Raw genomic sequence first — 17799 nt, 5'->3', positions numbered from 1 at the left:
GAACATTATAACTGAAATACTTAGAATCGGCGAAGCGGATTCCGGGTTCACACATTGATACCGGCCGCATGGGGTACTGCGTTTCACAAAAGATTGCCGACAGTATAGGTGATGGCCATTGTCATTGCTCCGACTAAGATATTTCGAATAACGGCCGGACGCTTCGGAGCACCGCCTAATTGTGCACTGACAAAGCCGGTCAAGCCAAGTGCAAGAAGCACCGTGATAAACGTAAAGAGAACACGCACGGATTCAGGTAAGAGCAAAATAGACAATAAGGGAAGAAATGCACCGATGGAGAACGAAATCATCGATGAAAAAGCAGCCTGCCACGGATTGACATATTCATTCGGATTTACGCCAAGTTCGGCAGCGGCGTGGGCACCGATCGCATCCTTGGTCATGAGTTCAACAGCTACCTTCTTTGATAAATCTGCGGATAATCCATTTTTTAGATAGATTTGAGCGAGTTCGTCGACTTCCCCGTCATAGTTATCCCTGATCTTTATTTTTTCAGCCTCGACCACTGCTTTTTCCGTATCCTTTTGCGTGCTTACCGAAACATACTCACCTCCGCCCATGGACAGCGCGCCGGCAACCATGCCTGCTAGTCCGGAGATCATTAGTGTCATGGTATCCGTCGTCGCGCCTGCGACACCGATGACGATGCCGGCGGTCGATACAATACCGTCATTCGCACCGAGAACACCGGCACGAAGCACATTCAATTTCTGATTCATTCCTTTTGCTGTATGATTCATCATTATAGCCCTCACCTCATGAAGTAAAATGAAAAAATTGATTGCAATTGAGAATAGTAATCATCTTCATAACCCTGAAAACGGAACATGCTGCCATCCGAAAGGGGATGACAGCATGCTTGAAAATTAAAATGATTATTATTTGTCGTTGCTTTTATTTTACATTCAAAAGGCTATTCTGTCTATGATTAACCTTTTATCAGCTGCTTGAGGGTGGGTGGCGATTATTTTGTCAGTTCCAAAAATTCATCAACATCGCGCATGAGGTAGTCCAGTGCTGATGACCAGAAGTCCGGTTTCGTTAAATCAACACCAAGATGACGTTCAGCAAGCTGTTCCGTTGTCATCCGCCCGGTGTCGCGCAAAAGCGCGTCATATTTTTCCGCAAAGGAAGGACCTTCCCGGAGTGCTTGAACATAAATGCCAGTGCTGAATAGGAAGCCAAAGGTATATGGGAAATTGTAAAACGGCCAGTTGGTGATATAGAAGTGAAGCTTGGACGCCCAAAAAGTCGGATGGTAAACGTCCAATGTATCATGATAGGCTTCACGCTCTGCATCACTCATCAGCTGATTCAAGCGTTCCACTGAGACTGTTCCTTTTTTACGTTCATCATAAAATCGTGTTTCAAACAGAAAACGTGCATGGATATTCATGAGCAGCGCGACGCAGCGCTCTAATTTGTCGGATAAGAATGTAATTTTTTCTTCTTTTGTTTTGGCAGCAGCTTGTGCAGCGTCGCTGACGATCATTTCGGAAAAGGTGGAGGCTGTTTCGGCAACGTTCATTGCGTAGTCCTGTGACAAATAGGGCAGTTCATTCATTAAGGATTGATGGTAGGCATGCCCTAATTCGTGTGCGAGCGTCGATCGGTTTGAGGCGGTTCCGCTGAATGTCATGAAGATGCGCGACTGCCCTGCAATTGGAAAATTGGTGCAGAAACCGCCAGGACGCTTATTTGCTCGATTTTCTGCTTCAATCCAGCGATTTTCCAAGGCTTTTTTTGCGAACGATGCCATGTTCGGATTAAATGAGCCAAAATGCTTGATGATAAAATCCGCTACATCCTCATAGGTCAATTTTTCACTATTTTTATTGAGCGGAGCGTCGACATCAAACCATGACAGCTTCTCAAGGTTAAGCAATTCGGCTTTGCGCTGCATAAATTGTGCAAGCTTCGGCTTATAGCGATCAATGACCGACCACATCGTTGACAGCGTCTGTGCCTGCATTCGATTGTAGTCGAGCGGTTCATCAAGAAAGGATTCCCAGCCGCGCGCTTTATAAGCGGCAATCCGGAATCCTGCGATATGGTTTAAGGCGGCAGCGAAAAGATCGGCATGTTCAGACCATGCCGACTCCAATGCATTGAATGCCGCTTGTCTTACCGTTCGATCCGGATCATCCAGCAGATTGTTTGCCTGGCTGACGGACAAGGTTTCTTCTTTCCCATTGCGGATGAGCTTGATTTCCATTTTTCCAACCAGACTGTAATAGAGATCTTCCCATGCGTGATAGCCGTCAACGGCAAGGCCGCTAATCAGCTGCTCTTGATCTGATCCTAGCTTCTTCCGAGAAAGTTCACGTTTTTCCCGGAGTGCAAATTGCATTTCTTTTAGGACTCCATTTTCAATAAGTCCGTTAAAATTACTGTCTGAAATTTGGCGCAGCAAATTTTCCAGAATGCTGCTAGAGGCATCTAATTCAGCCCCGAGGCTTTGCATCCGATTATTTGCTTGGGCAGCCTTGGCATCTTTAATGTTTTGAGCAGTTAAACATTCTACATAAGCAGAACCTTCATTAAATTGTTTACACAATGTCTCGTATTTTTTGATCATTGCAGTGAATGCTTCGGCATCTTGAACCGTATAGGGTTCTTTTCTTGCCTCCAATTCATTTTTAAATGAAGAAATGGCTTGTTGAAGATCATCTAAAAAAGTGCGGAATGGAGCAGATGATGCACCGCCTTTAAAAATGGTGTCAAGCTCCCACTTTTGATTCAATGTGTTCATTTTTTCCCCTCTTTCTCATACTGCAACCAATTGTAGCATAATGATGTGCACTCAAATTTTGTTGTTTCCTGACTTTATTGATATGATTATAAATAGGAATTCATTAAGGAGAAAAGACCAATGCGTGTGCTCTTTGTTTGTCTTGGCAATATTTGCCGTTCACCAATGGCTGAAGCCATATTACGAATGAAGGTTAACAAAGCAGGATTGTCCGAAAAAATTAGCGTTGATTCTGCGGGAACCGGCAACTGGCATATTGGTGATCCGCCGCACCGCGGAACACAAAAACAATTGGAGGCAGCGGCCATTCCCTTTGATCAAATCAAGGCAAGGCAAATAAATCAAGCAGATTTTCAACGATTTGACCGAATTATCGCCATGGATCGAAATAATGAGCAGGATCTGATTCAAATGGCTGATTCTCGAAACAGATCTAAAGTGAGCCGATTTATGACCCTGCTTCATGATCAGCCTCAAGCGGATGTTCCAGATCCTTATTATACCGGCCGCTTTGATGAAGTATACGATCTGATTGATCGGGGAACGGATCAGTTAATTAAAGAGCTTGCCCGGCAAATCAGATAAAGCCCCACTATTTAGCAGCAGGCAATAAGCAATGCCCCTCATATTAATGAACAGGTGTGTGCAGACTATTCACGTGATCCTTTTAAGGATTACCTACTTTGAGGGGGCAGAATCTGATGAGTGTTTATGGCAAAAGCCAAATGGGCAAATTCATGCTGATCGGCGGCTTGGTCGGCTGCGGTTTGTCAATGATGAGCCGCGAGACACGATCGGTCTGGGGTCACCATCTATCGAATGCGGCGACCGGCGGAGGCAATTTGATTCGGACTATTTATCAGCATCCGGATCAAGTCGGCAAATATATGCAGGTTACAGGCACACGCCTTAAAGGCCTGGCACGAGAAGTTTCCGACGACTTCCAGCAAATGATCGACCGTGTGGAAAAGGCAAGAACGAGTACGAGCGATACCTATCAGTACGTGATGGAGGTTGGAAATGAGCTTGCCGAGATGGCTGGTAAAATCAAGCAATCCGGAAAAAACATGGCCAATTACCAAGAACCTGTACTGATTGATAATGAAGCAGATGCGCTGCAGAGATTGGAAAATGAAGCACCAGTACCAAATCCGGGTACAATGCCCAACAATCAGAGCAAATCGATTCATCAGTATGGTCAGAAGGACAAGACCGGAAGGAATACGCGTCCAAATCGGCATTCATAACAGAATTCCGTTGAGGACAGAGAGACCGGGGATGGGGAAAAGTGGGAAAAGTGAAGCTCAGAGATATTCTTCTCTTCGCCAAACTTCTGGGTAGACGTTTTATTGATGATCATACGGCGGATTTAGCGGCAACATTGGCATATTATTTCTTGTTGTCGCTTTTTCCGCTGTTTATTTTTTTATTTGCAATCATTCCGTATTTAGGTCTTGATCAGGACCAGCTGTTTTCTCTTTTTGGCGCTTATCTGCCCAAAGAGGTGCTTTCGCTGATCCATCAAAACTTAGACAGTGTATTTACGAAACGCGGCGGATTGCTCTCAGTCGGTGTCATTGCCACTCTTTGGCCTGCCTCGAGCGCAATTAACGCGCTCATGCGTACGTTGAATCGCGCTTATCAAGTTGAAGAAACACGTTCTTTTTTTCTCATCCGGCTGCTTGCCATGTGCTTTACCGTAGCGATGATTTTTGCCATAGCGATGACCCTAGCAGTCAACGTCATTTCTGCTGGGGTCGCGAGAACTTTATTTAACCATATCGGTCTTTCCCACACGTTTGCCGATATGTGGTCGGTCATCAGCACACTGGTCACGTTCTGCGTGATTATCATTATTTTTGCTTTTTTGTACCGGCTCGGACCGAATATGAAGCTGAAAATGGACGAAGTGATGATCGGCGCGGTGATTGCCGGAGTCAGCTGGCAAGTTGTTTCTTATGGCTTTTCCTTCTATGTTCGCTATTTCGGCAATTATGCCTCCACGTACGGTACCCTTGGAGGAATTATTGTTCTCATGCTTTGGTTTTATTTAACCGCAATTACGATTATTGTCGGCGGTCAAATTAATGCAATTATTCATGAACTAACGAAGACAGAAAAGAACGACCTTTTTGATTAGCACTTGTTCTGCTGCATGGTAATGACATTCTGTGTCTGCCCAAGAGAGCTTCGATCTGCAAATTATCCGCGCAAGAGTCTGAGACCGTTAAGAATAACCAGAATTGTGCTCCCTTCATGCCCGACGACACCAAAAGGCATGGTCAGAAACTGCAAAAAGTTGGTGGCGATGAGAAATGCAATCATAGCCATGGCAAAAATAATATTCATCTTAACAATCCGACTCATTCTTTTTGACAGTCGCACCGCTTCTGCTATTTTTGTCAGGTCGTTTTTCATCAGAACAATATCGGCAGTTTCAAGGGCTGCATCATTTCCCGCTCCCATCGCAATCCCGACTGAAGCTTGAGCAAGTGCAGGAGTATCGTTAATCCCATCGCCGCACATGGCAACATGGCCGTATTTCTGATTTAATCGCTTGATTTCCATTGCTTTGTTCTCAGGAAGGCAATTAGCAATGTAGCTGCTGACCCCGGAATCTCTCTGTACCGCGGCAGCGGTCTGCTCATTGTCACCGGTAATCATGACGGTTTTAATTCCGTACTTATTAAGTGAGCGGATTGCGTCTGCTGCTGAATCTCTGATTTGGTCCCTTAAGGCGAAGCGGCCGATTATTTTTTCCTCAGAAGCGATGTACACCAAGGTTTCATCACGGTTTGGACGGGCAAAATCGCTAATCTGCAGAAACTCATTTAATGCTTCGGGCTGCATCATCGCTTCTTTACCGATCATGTATTGCGTGTCACCAACAGAGCCGATGATACCAAATCCTGGCTTGACTTTAATTTTGCCTATCTTTGGCAAAGCGGCAGTTCCGCAAACCTCGTAGGCATACGTGACGATCGCTTTCCCAAGCGGATGCGACGATTGATTTTCGATTGCGGCCATGTAACTGAGAAGTGTGGCATCACTTAGTGTGCTGTTATTAATAAACTGCGTGACTTCAGGAGTTCCGTTTGTAATCGTTCCGGTTTTATCGAAAGCGATGATTTTAATCATAGCCAACTGTTCCAAATGAACGCCGCCTTTGATCAGTATGCCGTGACGGGCACCCGATGCAACGGCTGATAGAACGGCAGGTGTTGTTGAAGCAACCAGAGCACAAGGCGAGGCGACAACAAGCAAAACCATAGCTCGGTAAATGGTTTCACTCCACGACCAGCCTAATAGAACATGCGGCGCGAAGAGCATCAGTGCGGTGGCAATAAGGACGACTTTGACATACGTGCGTTCAAAACGTTCAATAAATAGCTGAGTCGGAGCTTTCTCTTTTTGAGCTGATTGGACAAGGTCCAAGATCTTACTAAACAAAGAGTCATTGCTTCGCTTCGTGACACGTGCGAAGACACTGCCGTCCAAATTCATTGTGCCCGCCATCAAATCAGCACCGGATTTCTTGAAAACCGGTACGGATTCGCCGGTCATCGTCGCTTCATTAACCGTCGTTTCTCCATCGGTAATGACAGCGTCAGCAGGAATTCGTTCTCCCGGCTTAATAAGAATGATGTCGCCGGGGGTGATTTGCTTTACTGAGATCATCGTTTCGCAGCCATTTGTGACGAGACGAGCGACTTCAGGCTGCAGATCCATGAGTGCAGAAAGAGCATTGGTACTTTTGGCTGTTGAATAAGTCTCCAAAGCGCCGCTGAGTGCAAAAATAAAGATTAACACAGCCCCTTCGAGCCAATGGTTGATGCAGGCTGCGCCGATTGCAGCTGTAATCATTAAAAGTTCAACATTCAGCTCGCGTGTTCGAAACGTATCTGATAGTCCTTGCTTTGTTTTAAAATAACCGCCGATCAGGTAGGCAGCTGGGTAGAGAAGCCATGAGTATGGAATATGAGCGAGCCCGAGAAGATAGGCAATGAGCGTCAGTGCTCCCCCGGTAAGGGCGGCGATTAGTTCACCGTGCTGTTTCCATAGAGCACTGATCGGTTGATTGGGATTAGGATTACTTGGGAATTTGACGAGCTTTGCCTCTGGTATCATAAAAATCCGACCCTTCGTTTAATAAATTATTGATCAGTAAAAAGTTATAAAAGATAATAAATATAATTTAATATATATTATTATTAGAAAATTAGTGATTAGAAATAAATTCTTTAATTGAGAATAATAATCATCATCGAAACCCCTAAGAGCACTCAATGCTGCCGCTATAATAAGCGACAGCATTGATCAGATAAATTATAATTATTTTAATTTATGTTAGTTTTATAGTAATACACTTTTTCACATATGTCCATTCGATGGTCAATGCTTTATAAGTAAAAAAAGGCCAAGCATACATCTTTTTTGAAAAAAGCACATAGTTATCTACAAAGGAGGAGAGCGGTTATGCTCAAAAGATTGAACAAAAAACATATGGCCGCCGTGCTCTTTATTGGTTATCTTGCTATTCTCATTTTCGCAACCCTTCTAACGCATAATTACTATACATACGGAAAGTCAAGCAATCTTATCCTTTTCAGCAGCATACGGCTTATGCTGCGCAGTGGCAGTTTACTGCTTATATTAAAGAACATTGGCGGGAATGTGCTGCTGTTTTTCCCACTTGGCTTTTTATTACCAATACTCATTCAGCCTAAACGGCATTTTGTTATCCGGCAGCTGCTTGTCGGATGTTGTATCAGTTTGCTTATTGAGTTATGTCAATATTTTTTTGCTGAACGCATTTTTGATATTGATGATGTTTTATTAAATACGATCGGTGCGATGATGGGTTGGGGCTGCTATGTTATCATTCGATTCTGCAAACATAAGTTGATCATCTTTTATACTAGGTGAATATTCAAAGGCCTTCGCAAACCGATCTTATTTTTAATAAGGTGTGAAGTTTGAACTAGTTAATGAAAGAGAAGACGATCTGCTGCTTTGTGAATGCGCATCGCGCCGCGCTCTCCCATATGGTATTCGATCAGTTCGCCGCCGGCATTAAATAGATAATAGGCGGGGACAAAACGATTTCCGAACGCATCAGCCAGTCGATGAGTATTGTCGATGAGGACGGGCTCCGTAATTGAGTGCATTGCAGCAACTCGCGCAACTTCGTTTACGTCCAGATCAGCCTCAGACAACGGCATATGGATGGCGACGACATTGAGTTCCTCTTTGTATTTTTCACGAATGGATTGTACGACCGGCATTGCGTCCTTGCATTTTGAGCAGCTTATCGACCAGAAATGGATTAACGTTGGCGTGCCAAGAAGACGCTCGCGCGTGACTTTTTGATTCATCCAATGGGTCGCAACGCTTAGATCGGGCATAAATAATTTTTTCTTCACGAGCAATTCCCCCTATAAGGGCCTTCAACGCACTTGAAGGTCTTGTTGCACTGTTATGTTATGCTTTGTTGCGGCGGGTGGTTCTAGTGCTTCGATGAAATGAAAAAAGAGCCTCAATGATTTGAGACTCTTTGCTTCGGTGCTGAATAATTGAGAGAAGATTTTCGTGCAATAATGAATTGATGAATAAAGCAGCTCATTGAGGCAAGGAAAATAAAAACCGCTATTCCGTAAAATAACCCGCCTTTCGGTATCCAACTGATCAGCGAGCTTCCGGCTACCGGACCGACCATACATCCGGCACTGTAACATACGGTCATCAAGATGTTGCCGAGCGGTATTTGCTCTCTGTCGAGCAAATCGCTGACGTAGCCCATACTCATTGAATAAAGTGATCCGATCAGCATGCCGGCACCGAGTAGTGTGAAATAGATGCCGTAGAAATAAGCGGAGAGCAGGCCAGTGCATGCGATGAACATGGCTCCGAATAAGCAAATGAGCGGAAGAAGCCGCCTACGGCCGAATCGGTCTCCAAGCATACCAAGCGGTACCTGCGTCAGCAGAGCACCGGTAACAAAAGATGGAAGCAGAATTGAAATTTGGTCAAGATTATAGCCTTGCCGCACTGCAAAAATTGGGAAGCTATTGTTCAGTGAAGTTTCCAGATAACCGAAGGCAAGTGTTACTGCTAAACCGGACCAAGTTGCGGCAATGACTTTTTTATAGCGTGCAAAGACTTGTCGCAGAGTTGAACCACCGGAAGTGCTCAACTCGGGATATTCATTTTTAAGAAGAAATAAAAGCAGGAGGACTGCAAGGCAAAAGAAGCCGCTGGTAATGAACGGAACATTCGTACCGAATGCAATCAATCGGACAAGCAGTGGTCCCGCTGCTATGCCTAACCCAAAGGACAATCCGTAGAAGGCAATGTTTCGTCCACGCTTGTTCATCGGACTGTCAATCGTAATCCATGTTTGTGCGGCAAGATGCAGAATGCTGTCGCCAAAACCAACACACAGCCTGAGTGCAAACCAAAACCATAGATTCATCGAAATTGGAAAAAGAAACAGAGGTACTGTAATCAGGGCAAGTCCGATGATGAGAAAGAGCTTGTAGCCGAGCTTTCGCATCGGTTTCTCCAGAAGAGGAACAGAGATAAGCATACCTATGTAAAGTGAGGTAGATCCCAGCCCGTTTAAAAGAGCGGAGACACCGTTTTTTTCTAAGAGCACAGCAACGAGTGGAAGAAGCATCCCCTCTGCGGCGCCGCAAATGAAGACTGAGCCGATTAACAATAAAAATTGGAAACGTTGATATGCCGCGGTGTTCATTGGGATGTCCTTTCTGTGCTGCGAATTTAAGCTTTATGCCCAGCAGAAACCAGTATACCTGTTTTTACTTGTTTCGTCCTTAACAATTTATTTCCTAATAAAAATTCAGACTTCAGGCTAAGATTCCTTTACAAATGAGCACTTATCCACGAAAATATAGATACTGTCACGATAAATTAAAAACTAACTTATAGAGTTGGAAGTGGAATTGATGGTTAACTTTGCAAAATCAGACGCGCTGAATCGTTTGCCGAAACAGTTTTTCGCTGATCTCGTTGTTAAAACAAATGCGGAAATAGCCAAGGGGTACGACGTCATTAATTTAGGTCAGGGAAATCCGGATCAGCCGACTCCGCCGCATATTGTCAAAGCGCTGCAGGAAGCGGCAGCCAACCCGCTCTACCATAAGTACTCGCCGTTCAGAGGCTATGATTTTCTGAAAGAAGCGATTGCAACTTTTTACAAACGCGAATATGATGTTGATCTTGATCCGAAGACTGAAGTCGCTGTTTTGTTCGGATCAAAGACCGGACTGGTTGAGATCGGTGAGTGCTTACTGAACAGCGGTGATACGGTCCTTATGCCGGATCCCGGCTATCCGGATTATTTGTCCGGTTTTGCGCTTGCAAATCTAAAGATGGAAACGATGCCTCTCCTTGAAGAGAACGCGTTTCTTCCCGATTATGCAGCAATGCCGGAAGGACTTCTTGATAAGGCGAAACTAATGTTCTTAAATTATCCAAACAACCCGACATCGGCGACTGCTCCTGCTGATTTCTTTGAGGAAACGGTGAAGGTTGCGGAAGAACATAATATTTGTGTCTTGCATGATTTTGCCTATGGCGCGCTTGGTTTCGACGGTGAAAAACCGCGCAGCTTCCTCCAGACGCCAGGCGCTAAAGAGGTCGGCATCGAAACGTACACTTTATCAAAGACCTATAATATGGCTGGCTGGAGAGTCGGCTTCGCGCTCGGAAACAAGAGTGTTATTGAAGCGATCGAATTATTTCAGGATCACTATTTTGTCAGCTTATTCGGCGGAATACAGGAAGCAAGCGCGAAAGCATTGCTTGGCCCGCAAGACTGTGTCCGCGCACTTGTGCAACGCTACGAAGCACGACGCAATGCATTTTTTGATGCGGCTAGCAAAATCGGCTGGAATGCAACACCTTCCAAAGGATCCTTTTTCGGCTGGCTTCCAGTTCCTAAGGGCTATACTTCCGAATCATTCTTTGAATATGTTTTGGAAAAAGCACATGTCGTGCTGGCACCGGGAGTCGGATTCGGGTCCGGTGGCGAAAAATACGTGCGCATCGGCCTTCTGAGCGAACCGGAACGGCTGACCGAAGCAGTAGAGCGCATCGGCAAGCTTCACTTATTTGATTAACATCTATAATTAATGATGAAAGCCAGTTGCGGCGCTTCCATGCTGTAACTGGTTTTTTCTATGCCTTCTTTTGGATAATTTTGCAGTTCTGGGCAGAAGATAAGGAAAAAAGGAGTTTTCTGCCTTGAAAAAAATAATGTCTTTACTTGTGTGCGCTGCGTTGTTATTTTGTATATCCTCTGAGGCAGCTGCAAAAAGCGTGATGCCCAATGCATTGCCGAAATCAGTGATCGACATCTCTAAAGAAAATACCTATCCGAATCCGACACATGATGCTTCTGAACTTGTGCCGAGTCAACGCACCAAAGCCCTGCTCAAGACAGCGAACGTCCCAGTGGAAAATCCAGTGTTGATCAAACTGCTCAACGAATCATACATTCATCCGTCAAAATGGTCGATCGGTTATTCGGCACGTATTTATCTTGGAGAATGGCCGCTTAATTACAAGTCGAAAGAAACATCCGTCAACTGGGAGTATAAACGGATTAATGATAATGCCGCCGATGCTCGCGGCAGCAAGAGTGCTCAGCAAATCGGCTACCTTCAGAAAATCCAGGCAACTGTTAAGGGAGGATTGACCTCTGAAGTTCCGAAAAAAGAAGAAGCGAGCCAATTGATTTTGGCAAAAACAATGGAAAAAACACATCTATCAATTTCATTCTCAACAATTGTTGGGGCGGGAACGAAAATTGACCGCCCGTATCAAGTACCTTCCAAACAAGTCGGACATTTGTACGGTTATGTGCCGGCGGTTAATGAACGCGGAAAAATTACTTATGGTGAAGTTTTTCTTGTCTTAAAGGGAGGTAAAGCGCATCTTGATGTTAAAAATGTGATGCAGCAGGGTATCGGAGCATGGATGCCGATTACCGATCACCTCTCGCTTCGTTACACTGCCCAGTAAATCCATCTGCCCAGCCTTTCATTCAGATCTGTGCTAAAGTGAAAGAAGAAGCTGTGATGGAGGTGCTGGAAATGGGAAGAGCGACGAATTCAAAAGCAGATCAAGTGATTTATTTAAAGAATCGATTTAAGCTGCTTGCTCAGGTTGCTTGCGCGCTTAACGAAGAGACTGCAGCTCATGAAGATCTGGAGAATATCTTAGCAATGATGGATAATCTTGAGGTGAAAATACGTAGATTTCGGGATGATTGGGCAGACGGGCTTGTAGAAAAATAAGGAAACATAATTCAAACGGAAACGGTCCACCCTAAAATCGGAGGGTGATCGTGTGAAAAAAATAGTGTTAGTACTCTTGATTGCCATGTGCGGAACTTTTGTCCATCCCTTTTCTTCATACGGAAAGGACTGGTATTTCAAACCCGCAAAGAATAACCAGCCGGCGACGACAGAGCCTGAATATGAAGCATTACTTAAGAAATATGACGGAATTTTTATCGGAGATACGTCAAAAAAAGAACTGTATCTGACCTTCGATAACGGATATGAGGCAGGATACACTTCAGGAATGCTTGATACCTTGAAAAAGGAAAAGGTTCCCGCCACATTTTTTATCACCGGACACTATATTTCGGATCAGCCGGAGCTTGTCAAAAGGATGGTTAAAGAAGGCCACATTGTCGGAAATCATTCGTGGAGCCATCCGGATCTATCGAAAATAAGTGACGCAAAGTATAAAAAAGAATTGGCAAAACTTAAAGGACGTTATATGAAACTGACCGGCGATAAACAAATGACCTATCTGCGCCCGCCAAGAGGTACGTTCAGCGAACGTTCATTGAAGTTGGGTCATGACGCTGGCTACACCAATGTATTCTGGTCGGCTGCGTATCGCGATTGGCTACGAGACGATCAACACGGCGCCGATTATGCGTACGATCATATCATGAAACGTATTCATCCAGGTGCAGTAATTCTGCTTCATACCGTTTCCAAGGATAATGCTCAAGCGCTGTCGCGTGTGATACATGATTTAAAGAAACAGGGCTATCAATTTCGCAGCTTGGACGATCTGATGGCGAAGCGTGTTCTGCCTTCTGAATTTTGGTGAGTTTTGTGCATACCTCAATCCTATTTGGGATCCGAGGTATTTTTTTTGAAAAAAAGCTCGAAAAAAGTTAAGAACAGTATCCACAAGTTTATCCACAGACTTGACAATAAAAAAACCACAATAGTAAGCATTTAAACATGATTGTCCACATAATCCACAAAAAAGAGGATAAATATTAACAAAATCATGCACATTTTTACTTAGCGTTAATAAAGGGTAAATCATAGTTATCCACATATCCACAAAGTTATTGACATTTTCACTTCTTGTGTTCTCACAAAGTCTGAAAAATAGAACTTAAACAGTCTTGATTTCGACAAATTACGATCTTCAAGAAATACATTGTATTTTTTTAGGAAACATTTATAATAAATTTGTTTTATTAAACTCAGTGTATATAAATAGTAAACTTACGAAAGTGGGGGCTGTCGGTGCTGATCGGCGGGAAGATCAAAAATTTGCGCCTTAAGAGCGGCCTGACGCAAGAAGAACTTGCGGAACGGACGGATCTGACGAAAGGCTACATATCGCAAATTGAAAATGATTTAAGTTCACCTTCTATAGAAACCTTTTTTGATCTCTTGGAAGTGCTTGGCTGCGATCCGAAATCTTTTTTTGATGATCAGACCTTTGCGCAAAAAGTGATTTATCAGCAGCAGGATCAAACTGAATTTTCCGATGCACAACTGGGTTATCAGCTTCGCTGGCTTGTTCCCGAATCTAATGAGAAAGAGATGGAGCCGATCCTTTTGCAGTTAGAGAGACGCGGAGCATTCAAAACATTCGAGCCGTCTCCCGCAGAGACCTTTCTCTATGTACTGTCCGGGTCGATCACCGTCCGTCTTGGGAAGAAACGCTACCATGCGAAAACAGGCGATTCGGTTTACTATCATGCATCTGAAGAGCATCAGCTGATTAATGAGGGCAATGAGTCTGCAAAAGTGCTTTTGGTTGCGACTGAATCTTATTTATAAGAAGAGCCGACTTAAGAGATTGTGCTGTTTAACAGCATGTAACATCAACATAAGAAAAAAGACATGGAGTGGGAAGGATGTGGCAAGGCAGGTGCCATAGCAGGTACAGCGCCGGAGATCCGATGACAGAAAAGACAATCATTCAGTTTGACCATGTGGCCAAACGATTTGACGGGGAAATCATTTTAAGAGACATTAATTTTGAAATTGAACGGGGCAAATTCTATACACTGCTTGGTCCGTCCGGATGCGGAAAAACAACCATTTTGCGCTTAATTGCCGGATTTCTGGAGCCGAGTGAAGGAACCATTACTTTTGATGGGCAGTTGGTCAATAAAATTCCACCGAATAAGCGTCAAGTCAATACTGTATTTCAGGATTACGCACTGTTTCCGCATCTGAACGTTTTTGAAAATGTGGCGTTTGGCCTGCGGATTAATAAATTGGCAAATAAAGAAATTGAGCCAAGAGTGAAAGAAGCACTGCATTTCGTCAATCTGGATGGTTACCAGAATCGCGAGATTGCCGAACTGTCTGGTGGACAGAAACAACGGGTTGCGATTGCACGTGCCATTGTCAATCGTCCACAGGTGCTTCTGCTGGACGAGCCCCTGTCCGCTTTGGATCTTAAGCTAAGGACTGCAATGCAGGTTGAACTTCGCCAGCTGCAGCGTAGGCTTGGCATTACGTTTATTTTCGTAACGCATGACCAAGAGGAAGCGCTGGCAATGTCTGATGAGATCTTTGTCCTGAATCAGGGGAAAATTGAGCAGAGTGGTTCGCCGCGCTCGATTTACGACGAACCGATCAACCGTTTTGTTGCCGACTTTATCGGCGAATCCAACATCATTCCTGGCACGATGCTGAGGGATCGTGTCGTCTCCTTTGCAGGTAAAACCTTTGATTGCGTCGATCAGGGCTTTGATGAAATGGAATCTGTAGAAATCGTGATTCGGCCTGAAGATTTGGAGCTGAAGCCTCAGGGAGAAGGGATGCTGCAGGTACGCGTTGAGTCTCAGTTATTCCGAGGTGTACATTATGAAATGATCGGTAAGGATGCGGATGGAAATTCGTGGATGATTCACTCGACAAAGAGCGCACAAATCGGTGAGGCAATCGGTCTGTTTTTTGAGCCTGAAGCGATTCACGTCATGCGTCATGACGAGACTGAAGAGGACTTTGATCGACGCTTGGAAAGCTATGAGGGTGCCGATCATGACTAAGAAACTGACGAACACCTATCTTATCCCTTACGTTTTGTGGATCGGTCTTTTTGTCGTTGCGCCTTTAGCGATGGTCTTATACTATTCCTTTTTTGACATACAGGGACATTTTTCTTTTGAAAATTATGTGCGGTTCTTTACACCAATTTATTTAAGGATGACAGTCAGCTCGATTGGCTATGCATGTTTAATCACCTTCTTTACTTTATTGATTGCCTATCCGACTGCTTATTTGCTAACAAAAATGAAAAATCGCAGGCTGTGGCTTATGCTCATCATCCTGCCGACTTGGATTAATGTCCTATTGAAAGCATATGCCTTCATCGGATTGCTCAGTACCTATGGCCCTGTGGATACACTGTTGGCATTGTCTGGCATCGGACGTAAGCAGATTCTGTTTACGGGCTTCAGTTTTGTTTTTGTTTCGGTGTATTTATTTATTCCCTTTATGATTCTGCCTATATACAACAGCCTCGAAAAGCTGAACGACAGCTTTGTTGAAGCGGCCTATGATTTAGGCGCATCTGCTTGGGCAACCTTTCGGCGTGTCATTTTTCCACTCACACTTGAGGGTGTTAAATCGGGCGTTCAAGCTGTATTTATCCCTGCGCTGTCTTTGTTTATGCTGACGCGTCTGATTGCCGGTAATCGTGTGATTACACTTGGAACGGCGATTGAGGAACATTTTCTTGTCACGCAGGACTGGGGAATGGGTGCGACGATCGCTGTCTTTTTGATTCTAGCCATGATCGTCGTTATGGCACTGATGGGAAAGGGGTGGCTGAAGCGATGGTGAAAAAAAGAACTTGGTCAACCATTTACCTCCTTTGCGTCTTTGCTGTGCTCTATCTGCCCATTTTTTATCTTATGTTTTACTCGTTCAATAAGGCCGGGAACATGACACATTTTACAGGCTTCACTTTTGATTGGTATCAAGAAGTGTTCTCCGATAAACGGTTAATTGTGATTGTCATCGATACGGTGATCGTAGCTCTGCTGTCCTCAGTGCTTTCGACCGTGCTCGGTGTTTTCGGTGCCTTGGCGATCTATTTGACGAAGCGACGTCAATACAAGAACATGCTGCTTTCATTAAATAATATTTTGATGGTGAGTCCGGACGTTATTATCGGTGCTTCATTCCTTATCCTTTTTACGCTGATCGGCATCAAGCTTGGCTTTATCTCGGTGCTGCTCGCGCATATCGCCTTCAGTGTACCCATCGTTGTGCTGATGGTTCTACCTAAGCTTCAGGAAATGAGTCCCACACTGATTGATGCTGCGCGTGATCTCGGTGCGAAAAGGCTGGATGTGTTGTTAAAGGTGGTTATTCCGTTTATTACGCCGGGCATCTTCGCCGGATTCTTTATGGCACTCACGTATTCTCTCGATGATTTTGCCGTTACATTCTTTGTCACCGGCAATGGATTTTCAACATTGTCTGTTGAAATCTATTCACGAGCGCGTCAAGGCATCTCAATGTCGATCAATGCGCTCTCGACACTCATTTTTCTGATTACGCTTGCCATTGTGCTGGTTTATTATTTCTCAAGCCGCGGGATGGGAAAAGTGAAGCATCTTCCCGGAGGTGAGGACGCATGAAAAAGCTGGTTGTTATGCTTACCGCGGTCCTAGTCATGGTTCTCGCTCTGGCGCTTGTTTCTGCGCGGCTGACCGGGTCGACAACGAAAGCCGATTCCAAGACGTTGACGATCTATAACTGGGGCGATTATATTGATCCGACGCTGATCACGAAATTTGAAAAACAGTACGGTTATCGCGTCATCTATCAAACCTTTGATTCTAATGAAGCGATGCTGACGAAAATTCAACAAGGCGGCACTTCATTTGATCTTATTGTTCCGTCTGATTACATGATCAGCAAAATGCGTGATGAGCATCTGCTTCTGCCGATTAATGCCAAAAATGTGCCGAATTTAAAAAATATTGATTCGCGTTTTTTAAATCTGTCTTTTGATCCAAACAATTATTATTCAGTCCCTTATTTCTGGGGTACGGTGGGGATTGTCTACAATCCCAAAATGCTTGGCGGCAGCAAGATCACGAGCTGGAACGATCTGTGGGATAAAAAGTATAAAAATCAAATTTTGCTCGTCGACAGCGCGCGGGAAATCGTGGGAATGGGATTAAACAGTCTGCATTATTCATTGAATGATACCAATAAACAGCATTTGGAACAGACGTTGCAAAAGCTGAAAAAACTGAAGCCGAACATTAAAGCAATTGTCGGTGATGAGAATAAATTGCTTTTGCCAAGACGAGAAGCAGCCATCGGGGTCCTCTGGTCCGGAGATGCCGTAGAGATTATGGATGAAAATCCGGAATTGACCTATGTTATTCCAAAGGAAGGATCTAATGTATGGTTTGACAACATGGCCATTCCGAAGGGTGCGACGAATAAGAAGGGTGCCGAGCAGTTTATTAATTTCATGCTTGACCCCAAAAACGCTGCTAAGAATGCGGAATACGTCGGCTATGCCACCCCAAACCGTGCGGCAATGCGTTATCTTCCCAAAGAAATAAAGGATGATAAACGCTTCTACCCTGATAAGAAGCTGACGGACCGTCTTGAGGTGTATGATAATTTCAGCAAGCCGGTTAACGCGCGCTTCAACGAATTATTTCTTGAATTTAAAATGAGCCATTAAATATAATGGAT

General features: G+C 44.4%; 18 protein-coding genes. 13 read left to right on the top strand and 5 right to left on the bottom strand.

Annotated features, from left to right (window positions below):
- Positions 1-83 precede the first annotated feature (83 nt).
- Entirely contained in the window at positions 84-761 is a 678-nt protein-coding gene (locus AC1MBV_RS14315) for a VIT1/CCC1 transporter family protein (protein ID WP_480948574.1), read from the bottom strand.
- 224 nt (positions 762-985) lie between these two features.
- A complete protein-coding gene (locus AC1MBV_RS14310) occupies positions 986-2773 on the bottom strand; it encodes a M3 family oligoendopeptidase (protein WP_480948573.1) in 1788 nt (595 codons plus the stop codon).
- Between the two features lie 120 nt (positions 2774-2893).
- Here AC1MBV_RS14310 and AC1MBV_RS14305 point away from each other — a divergent pair, with 120 nt between their 5' ends.
- The 3 genes from AC1MBV_RS14305 (at position 2894) to AC1MBV_RS14295 (ending at position 4913) form a co-directional block, all read left to right on the top strand.
- A complete protein-coding gene (locus tag AC1MBV_RS14305; RefSeq protein ID WP_255748863.1) occupies positions 2894-3358 on the top strand; it encodes a low molecular weight protein-tyrosine-phosphatase in 465 nt (154 codons plus the stop codon).
- Positions 3359-3474: 116 nt separating this feature from the next.
- A complete protein-coding gene (locus AC1MBV_RS14300; protein WP_480948572.1) occupies positions 3475-4020 on the top strand; it encodes a hypothetical protein in 546 nt (181 codons plus the stop codon).
- Positions 4021-4061: 41 nt separating this feature from the next.
- Positions 4062-4913: a YihY/virulence factor BrkB family protein gene (locus tag AC1MBV_RS14295; protein WP_255748861.1), complete on the top strand. Its 852-nt coding sequence runs from the start codon at positions 4062-4064 to the stop codon at positions 4911-4913.
- Between the two features lie 62 nt (positions 4914-4975).
- Here the strand turns inward: AC1MBV_RS14295 and AC1MBV_RS14290 are convergent, their stop codons facing one another.
- Complete coding sequence (locus tag AC1MBV_RS14290; protein WP_255748860.1) at positions 4976-6901, bottom strand: heavy metal translocating P-type ATPase; 1926 nt, start codon at positions 6899-6901, stop codon at positions 4976-4978.
- Positions 6902-7249: 348 nt separating this feature from the next.
- On the opposite strand from AC1MBV_RS14290, the gene AC1MBV_RS14285 reads away from it, so the two are divergent.
- Entirely contained in the window at positions 7250-7699 is a 450-nt protein-coding gene (locus AC1MBV_RS14285) for a VanZ family protein (RefSeq protein ID WP_255748859.1), read from the top strand.
- 59 nt (positions 7700-7758) lie between these two features.
- On the opposite strand, the gene AC1MBV_RS14280 is transcribed toward AC1MBV_RS14285, so the two are convergent.
- Positions 7759-8196: a TlpA disulfide reductase family protein gene (locus tag AC1MBV_RS14280; RefSeq protein WP_255748858.1), complete on the bottom strand. Its 438-nt coding sequence runs from the start codon at positions 8194-8196 to the stop codon at positions 7759-7761.
- Positions 8197-8309: 113 nt separating this feature from the next.
- Entirely contained in the window at positions 8310-9527 is a 1218-nt protein-coding gene (locus AC1MBV_RS14275; RefSeq protein WP_480948571.1) for an MFS transporter, read from the bottom strand.
- Positions 9528-9738: 211 nt separating this feature from the next.
- On the opposite strand from AC1MBV_RS14275, the gene AC1MBV_RS14270 reads away from it, so the two are divergent.
- From AC1MBV_RS14270 to AC1MBV_RS14230, 9 genes are all read left to right on the top strand, one after another.
- Positions 9739-10914 carry an aminotransferase class I/II-fold pyridoxal phosphate-dependent enzyme gene (locus tag AC1MBV_RS14270; RefSeq protein ID WP_480948570.1) on the top strand — a complete coding sequence of 392 codons (1176 nt, stop codon included), beginning with the start codon at positions 9739-9741 and terminating at the stop codon, positions 10912-10914.
- Positions 10915-11038: 124 nt separating this feature from the next.
- Complete coding sequence (locus AC1MBV_RS14265) at positions 11039-11818, top strand: YfkD family protein (RefSeq protein ID WP_480948569.1); 780 nt, start codon at positions 11039-11041, stop codon at positions 11816-11818.
- 71 nt (positions 11819-11889) lie between these two features.
- Positions 11890-12093: an SE1561 family protein gene (locus AC1MBV_RS14260; RefSeq protein WP_255748854.1), complete on the top strand. Its 204-nt coding sequence runs from the start codon at positions 11890-11892 to the stop codon at positions 12091-12093.
- Positions 12094-12145: 52 nt separating this feature from the next.
- Positions 12146-12925, top strand: a complete 780-nt coding sequence (gene pdaA, locus AC1MBV_RS14255) for a delta-lactam-biosynthetic de-N-acetylase (RefSeq protein ID WP_480948568.1) — start codon at positions 12146-12148, stop codon at positions 12923-12925.
- 431 nt (positions 12926-13356) lie between these two features.
- Positions 13357-13899, top strand: a complete 543-nt coding sequence (locus AC1MBV_RS14250) for a helix-turn-helix domain-containing protein (protein ID WP_255748853.1) — start codon at positions 13357-13359, stop codon at positions 13897-13899.
- Between the two features lie 122 nt (positions 13900-14021).
- A complete protein-coding gene (locus AC1MBV_RS14245) occupies positions 14022-15122 on the top strand; it encodes an ABC transporter ATP-binding protein (protein WP_480948787.1) in 1101 nt (366 codons plus the stop codon).
- Positions 15115-15918, top strand: coding sequence for an ABC transporter permease (locus AC1MBV_RS14240; RefSeq protein WP_480948567.1), 804 nt, complete (start codon positions 15115-15117; stop codon positions 15916-15918). Before AC1MBV_RS14245 ends, AC1MBV_RS14240 begins: the two co-directional genes overlap by 8 nt.
- Complete coding sequence (locus AC1MBV_RS14235) at positions 15912-16721, top strand: ABC transporter permease (protein WP_480948566.1); 810 nt, start codon at positions 15912-15914, stop codon at positions 16719-16721. The genes AC1MBV_RS14240 and AC1MBV_RS14235 overlap by 7 nt, the downstream gene beginning before the upstream one ends.
- Complete coding sequence (locus AC1MBV_RS14230; RefSeq protein ID WP_480948565.1) at positions 16718-17788, top strand: ABC transporter substrate-binding protein; 1071 nt, start codon at positions 16718-16720, stop codon at positions 17786-17788. The genes AC1MBV_RS14235 and AC1MBV_RS14230 overlap by 4 nt, the downstream gene beginning before the upstream one ends.
- The last annotated feature ends 11 nt before the right edge of the window (positions 17789-17799 follow it).

This window comes from Sporolactobacillus sp. PKPK-6 (genome assembly GCF_056678885.1).
This window is presented reverse-complemented; position numbering and strand designations above follow the sequence as displayed.

Bases quoted from the DNA above. Each gene is read 5' to 3' on its own strand.
- AC1MBV_RS14305 (WP_255748863.1), top strand. From the start codon at position 2,894: ATGCGTGTGCTCTTTGTTTGTCTTGGCAATATTTGCCGTTCACCAATG.
- AC1MBV_RS14275 (WP_480948571.1), bottom strand. From the start codon at position 9,527: ATGAACACCGCGGCATATCAACGTTTCCAATTTTTATTGTTAATCGGC.
- AC1MBV_RS14315 (WP_480948574.1), bottom strand. From the start codon at position 761: ATGAATCATACAGCAAAAGGAATGAATCAGAAATTGAATGTGCTTCGT.
- AC1MBV_RS14290 (WP_255748860.1), bottom strand. From the start codon at position 6,901: ATGATACCAGAGGCAAAGCTCGTCAAATTCCCAAGTAATCCTAATCCC.
- AC1MBV_RS14245 (WP_480948787.1), top strand. From the start codon at position 14,022: ATGACAGAAAAGACAATCATTCAGTTTGACCATGTGGCCAAACGATTT.
- AC1MBV_RS14285 (WP_255748859.1), top strand. From the start codon at position 7,250: ATGCTCAAAAGATTGAACAAAAAACATATGGCCGCCGTGCTCTTTATT.
- AC1MBV_RS14300 (WP_480948572.1), top strand. From the start codon at position 3,475: ATGAGTGTTTATGGCAAAAGCCAAATGGGCAAATTCATGCTGATCGGC.
- AC1MBV_RS14260 (WP_255748854.1), top strand. From the start codon at position 11,890: ATGGGAAGAGCGACGAATTCAAAAGCAGATCAAGTGATTTATTTAAAG.
- AC1MBV_RS14310 (WP_480948573.1), bottom strand. From the start codon at position 2,773: ATGAACACATTGAATCAAAAGTGGGAGCTTGACACCATTTTTAAAGGC.
- AC1MBV_RS14240 (WP_480948567.1), top strand. From the start codon at position 15,115: ATGACTAAGAAACTGACGAACACCTATCTTATCCCTTACGTTTTGTGG.
- AC1MBV_RS14270 (WP_480948570.1), top strand. From the start codon at position 9,739: ATGGTTAACTTTGCAAAATCAGACGCGCTGAATCGTTTGCCGAAACAG.
- AC1MBV_RS14230 (WP_480948565.1), top strand. From the start codon at position 16,718: ATGAAAAAGCTGGTTGTTATGCTTACCGCGGTCCTAGTCATGGTTCTC.
- AC1MBV_RS14235 (WP_480948566.1), top strand. From the start codon at position 15,912: ATGGTGAAAAAAAGAACTTGGTCAACCATTTACCTCCTTTGCGTCTTT.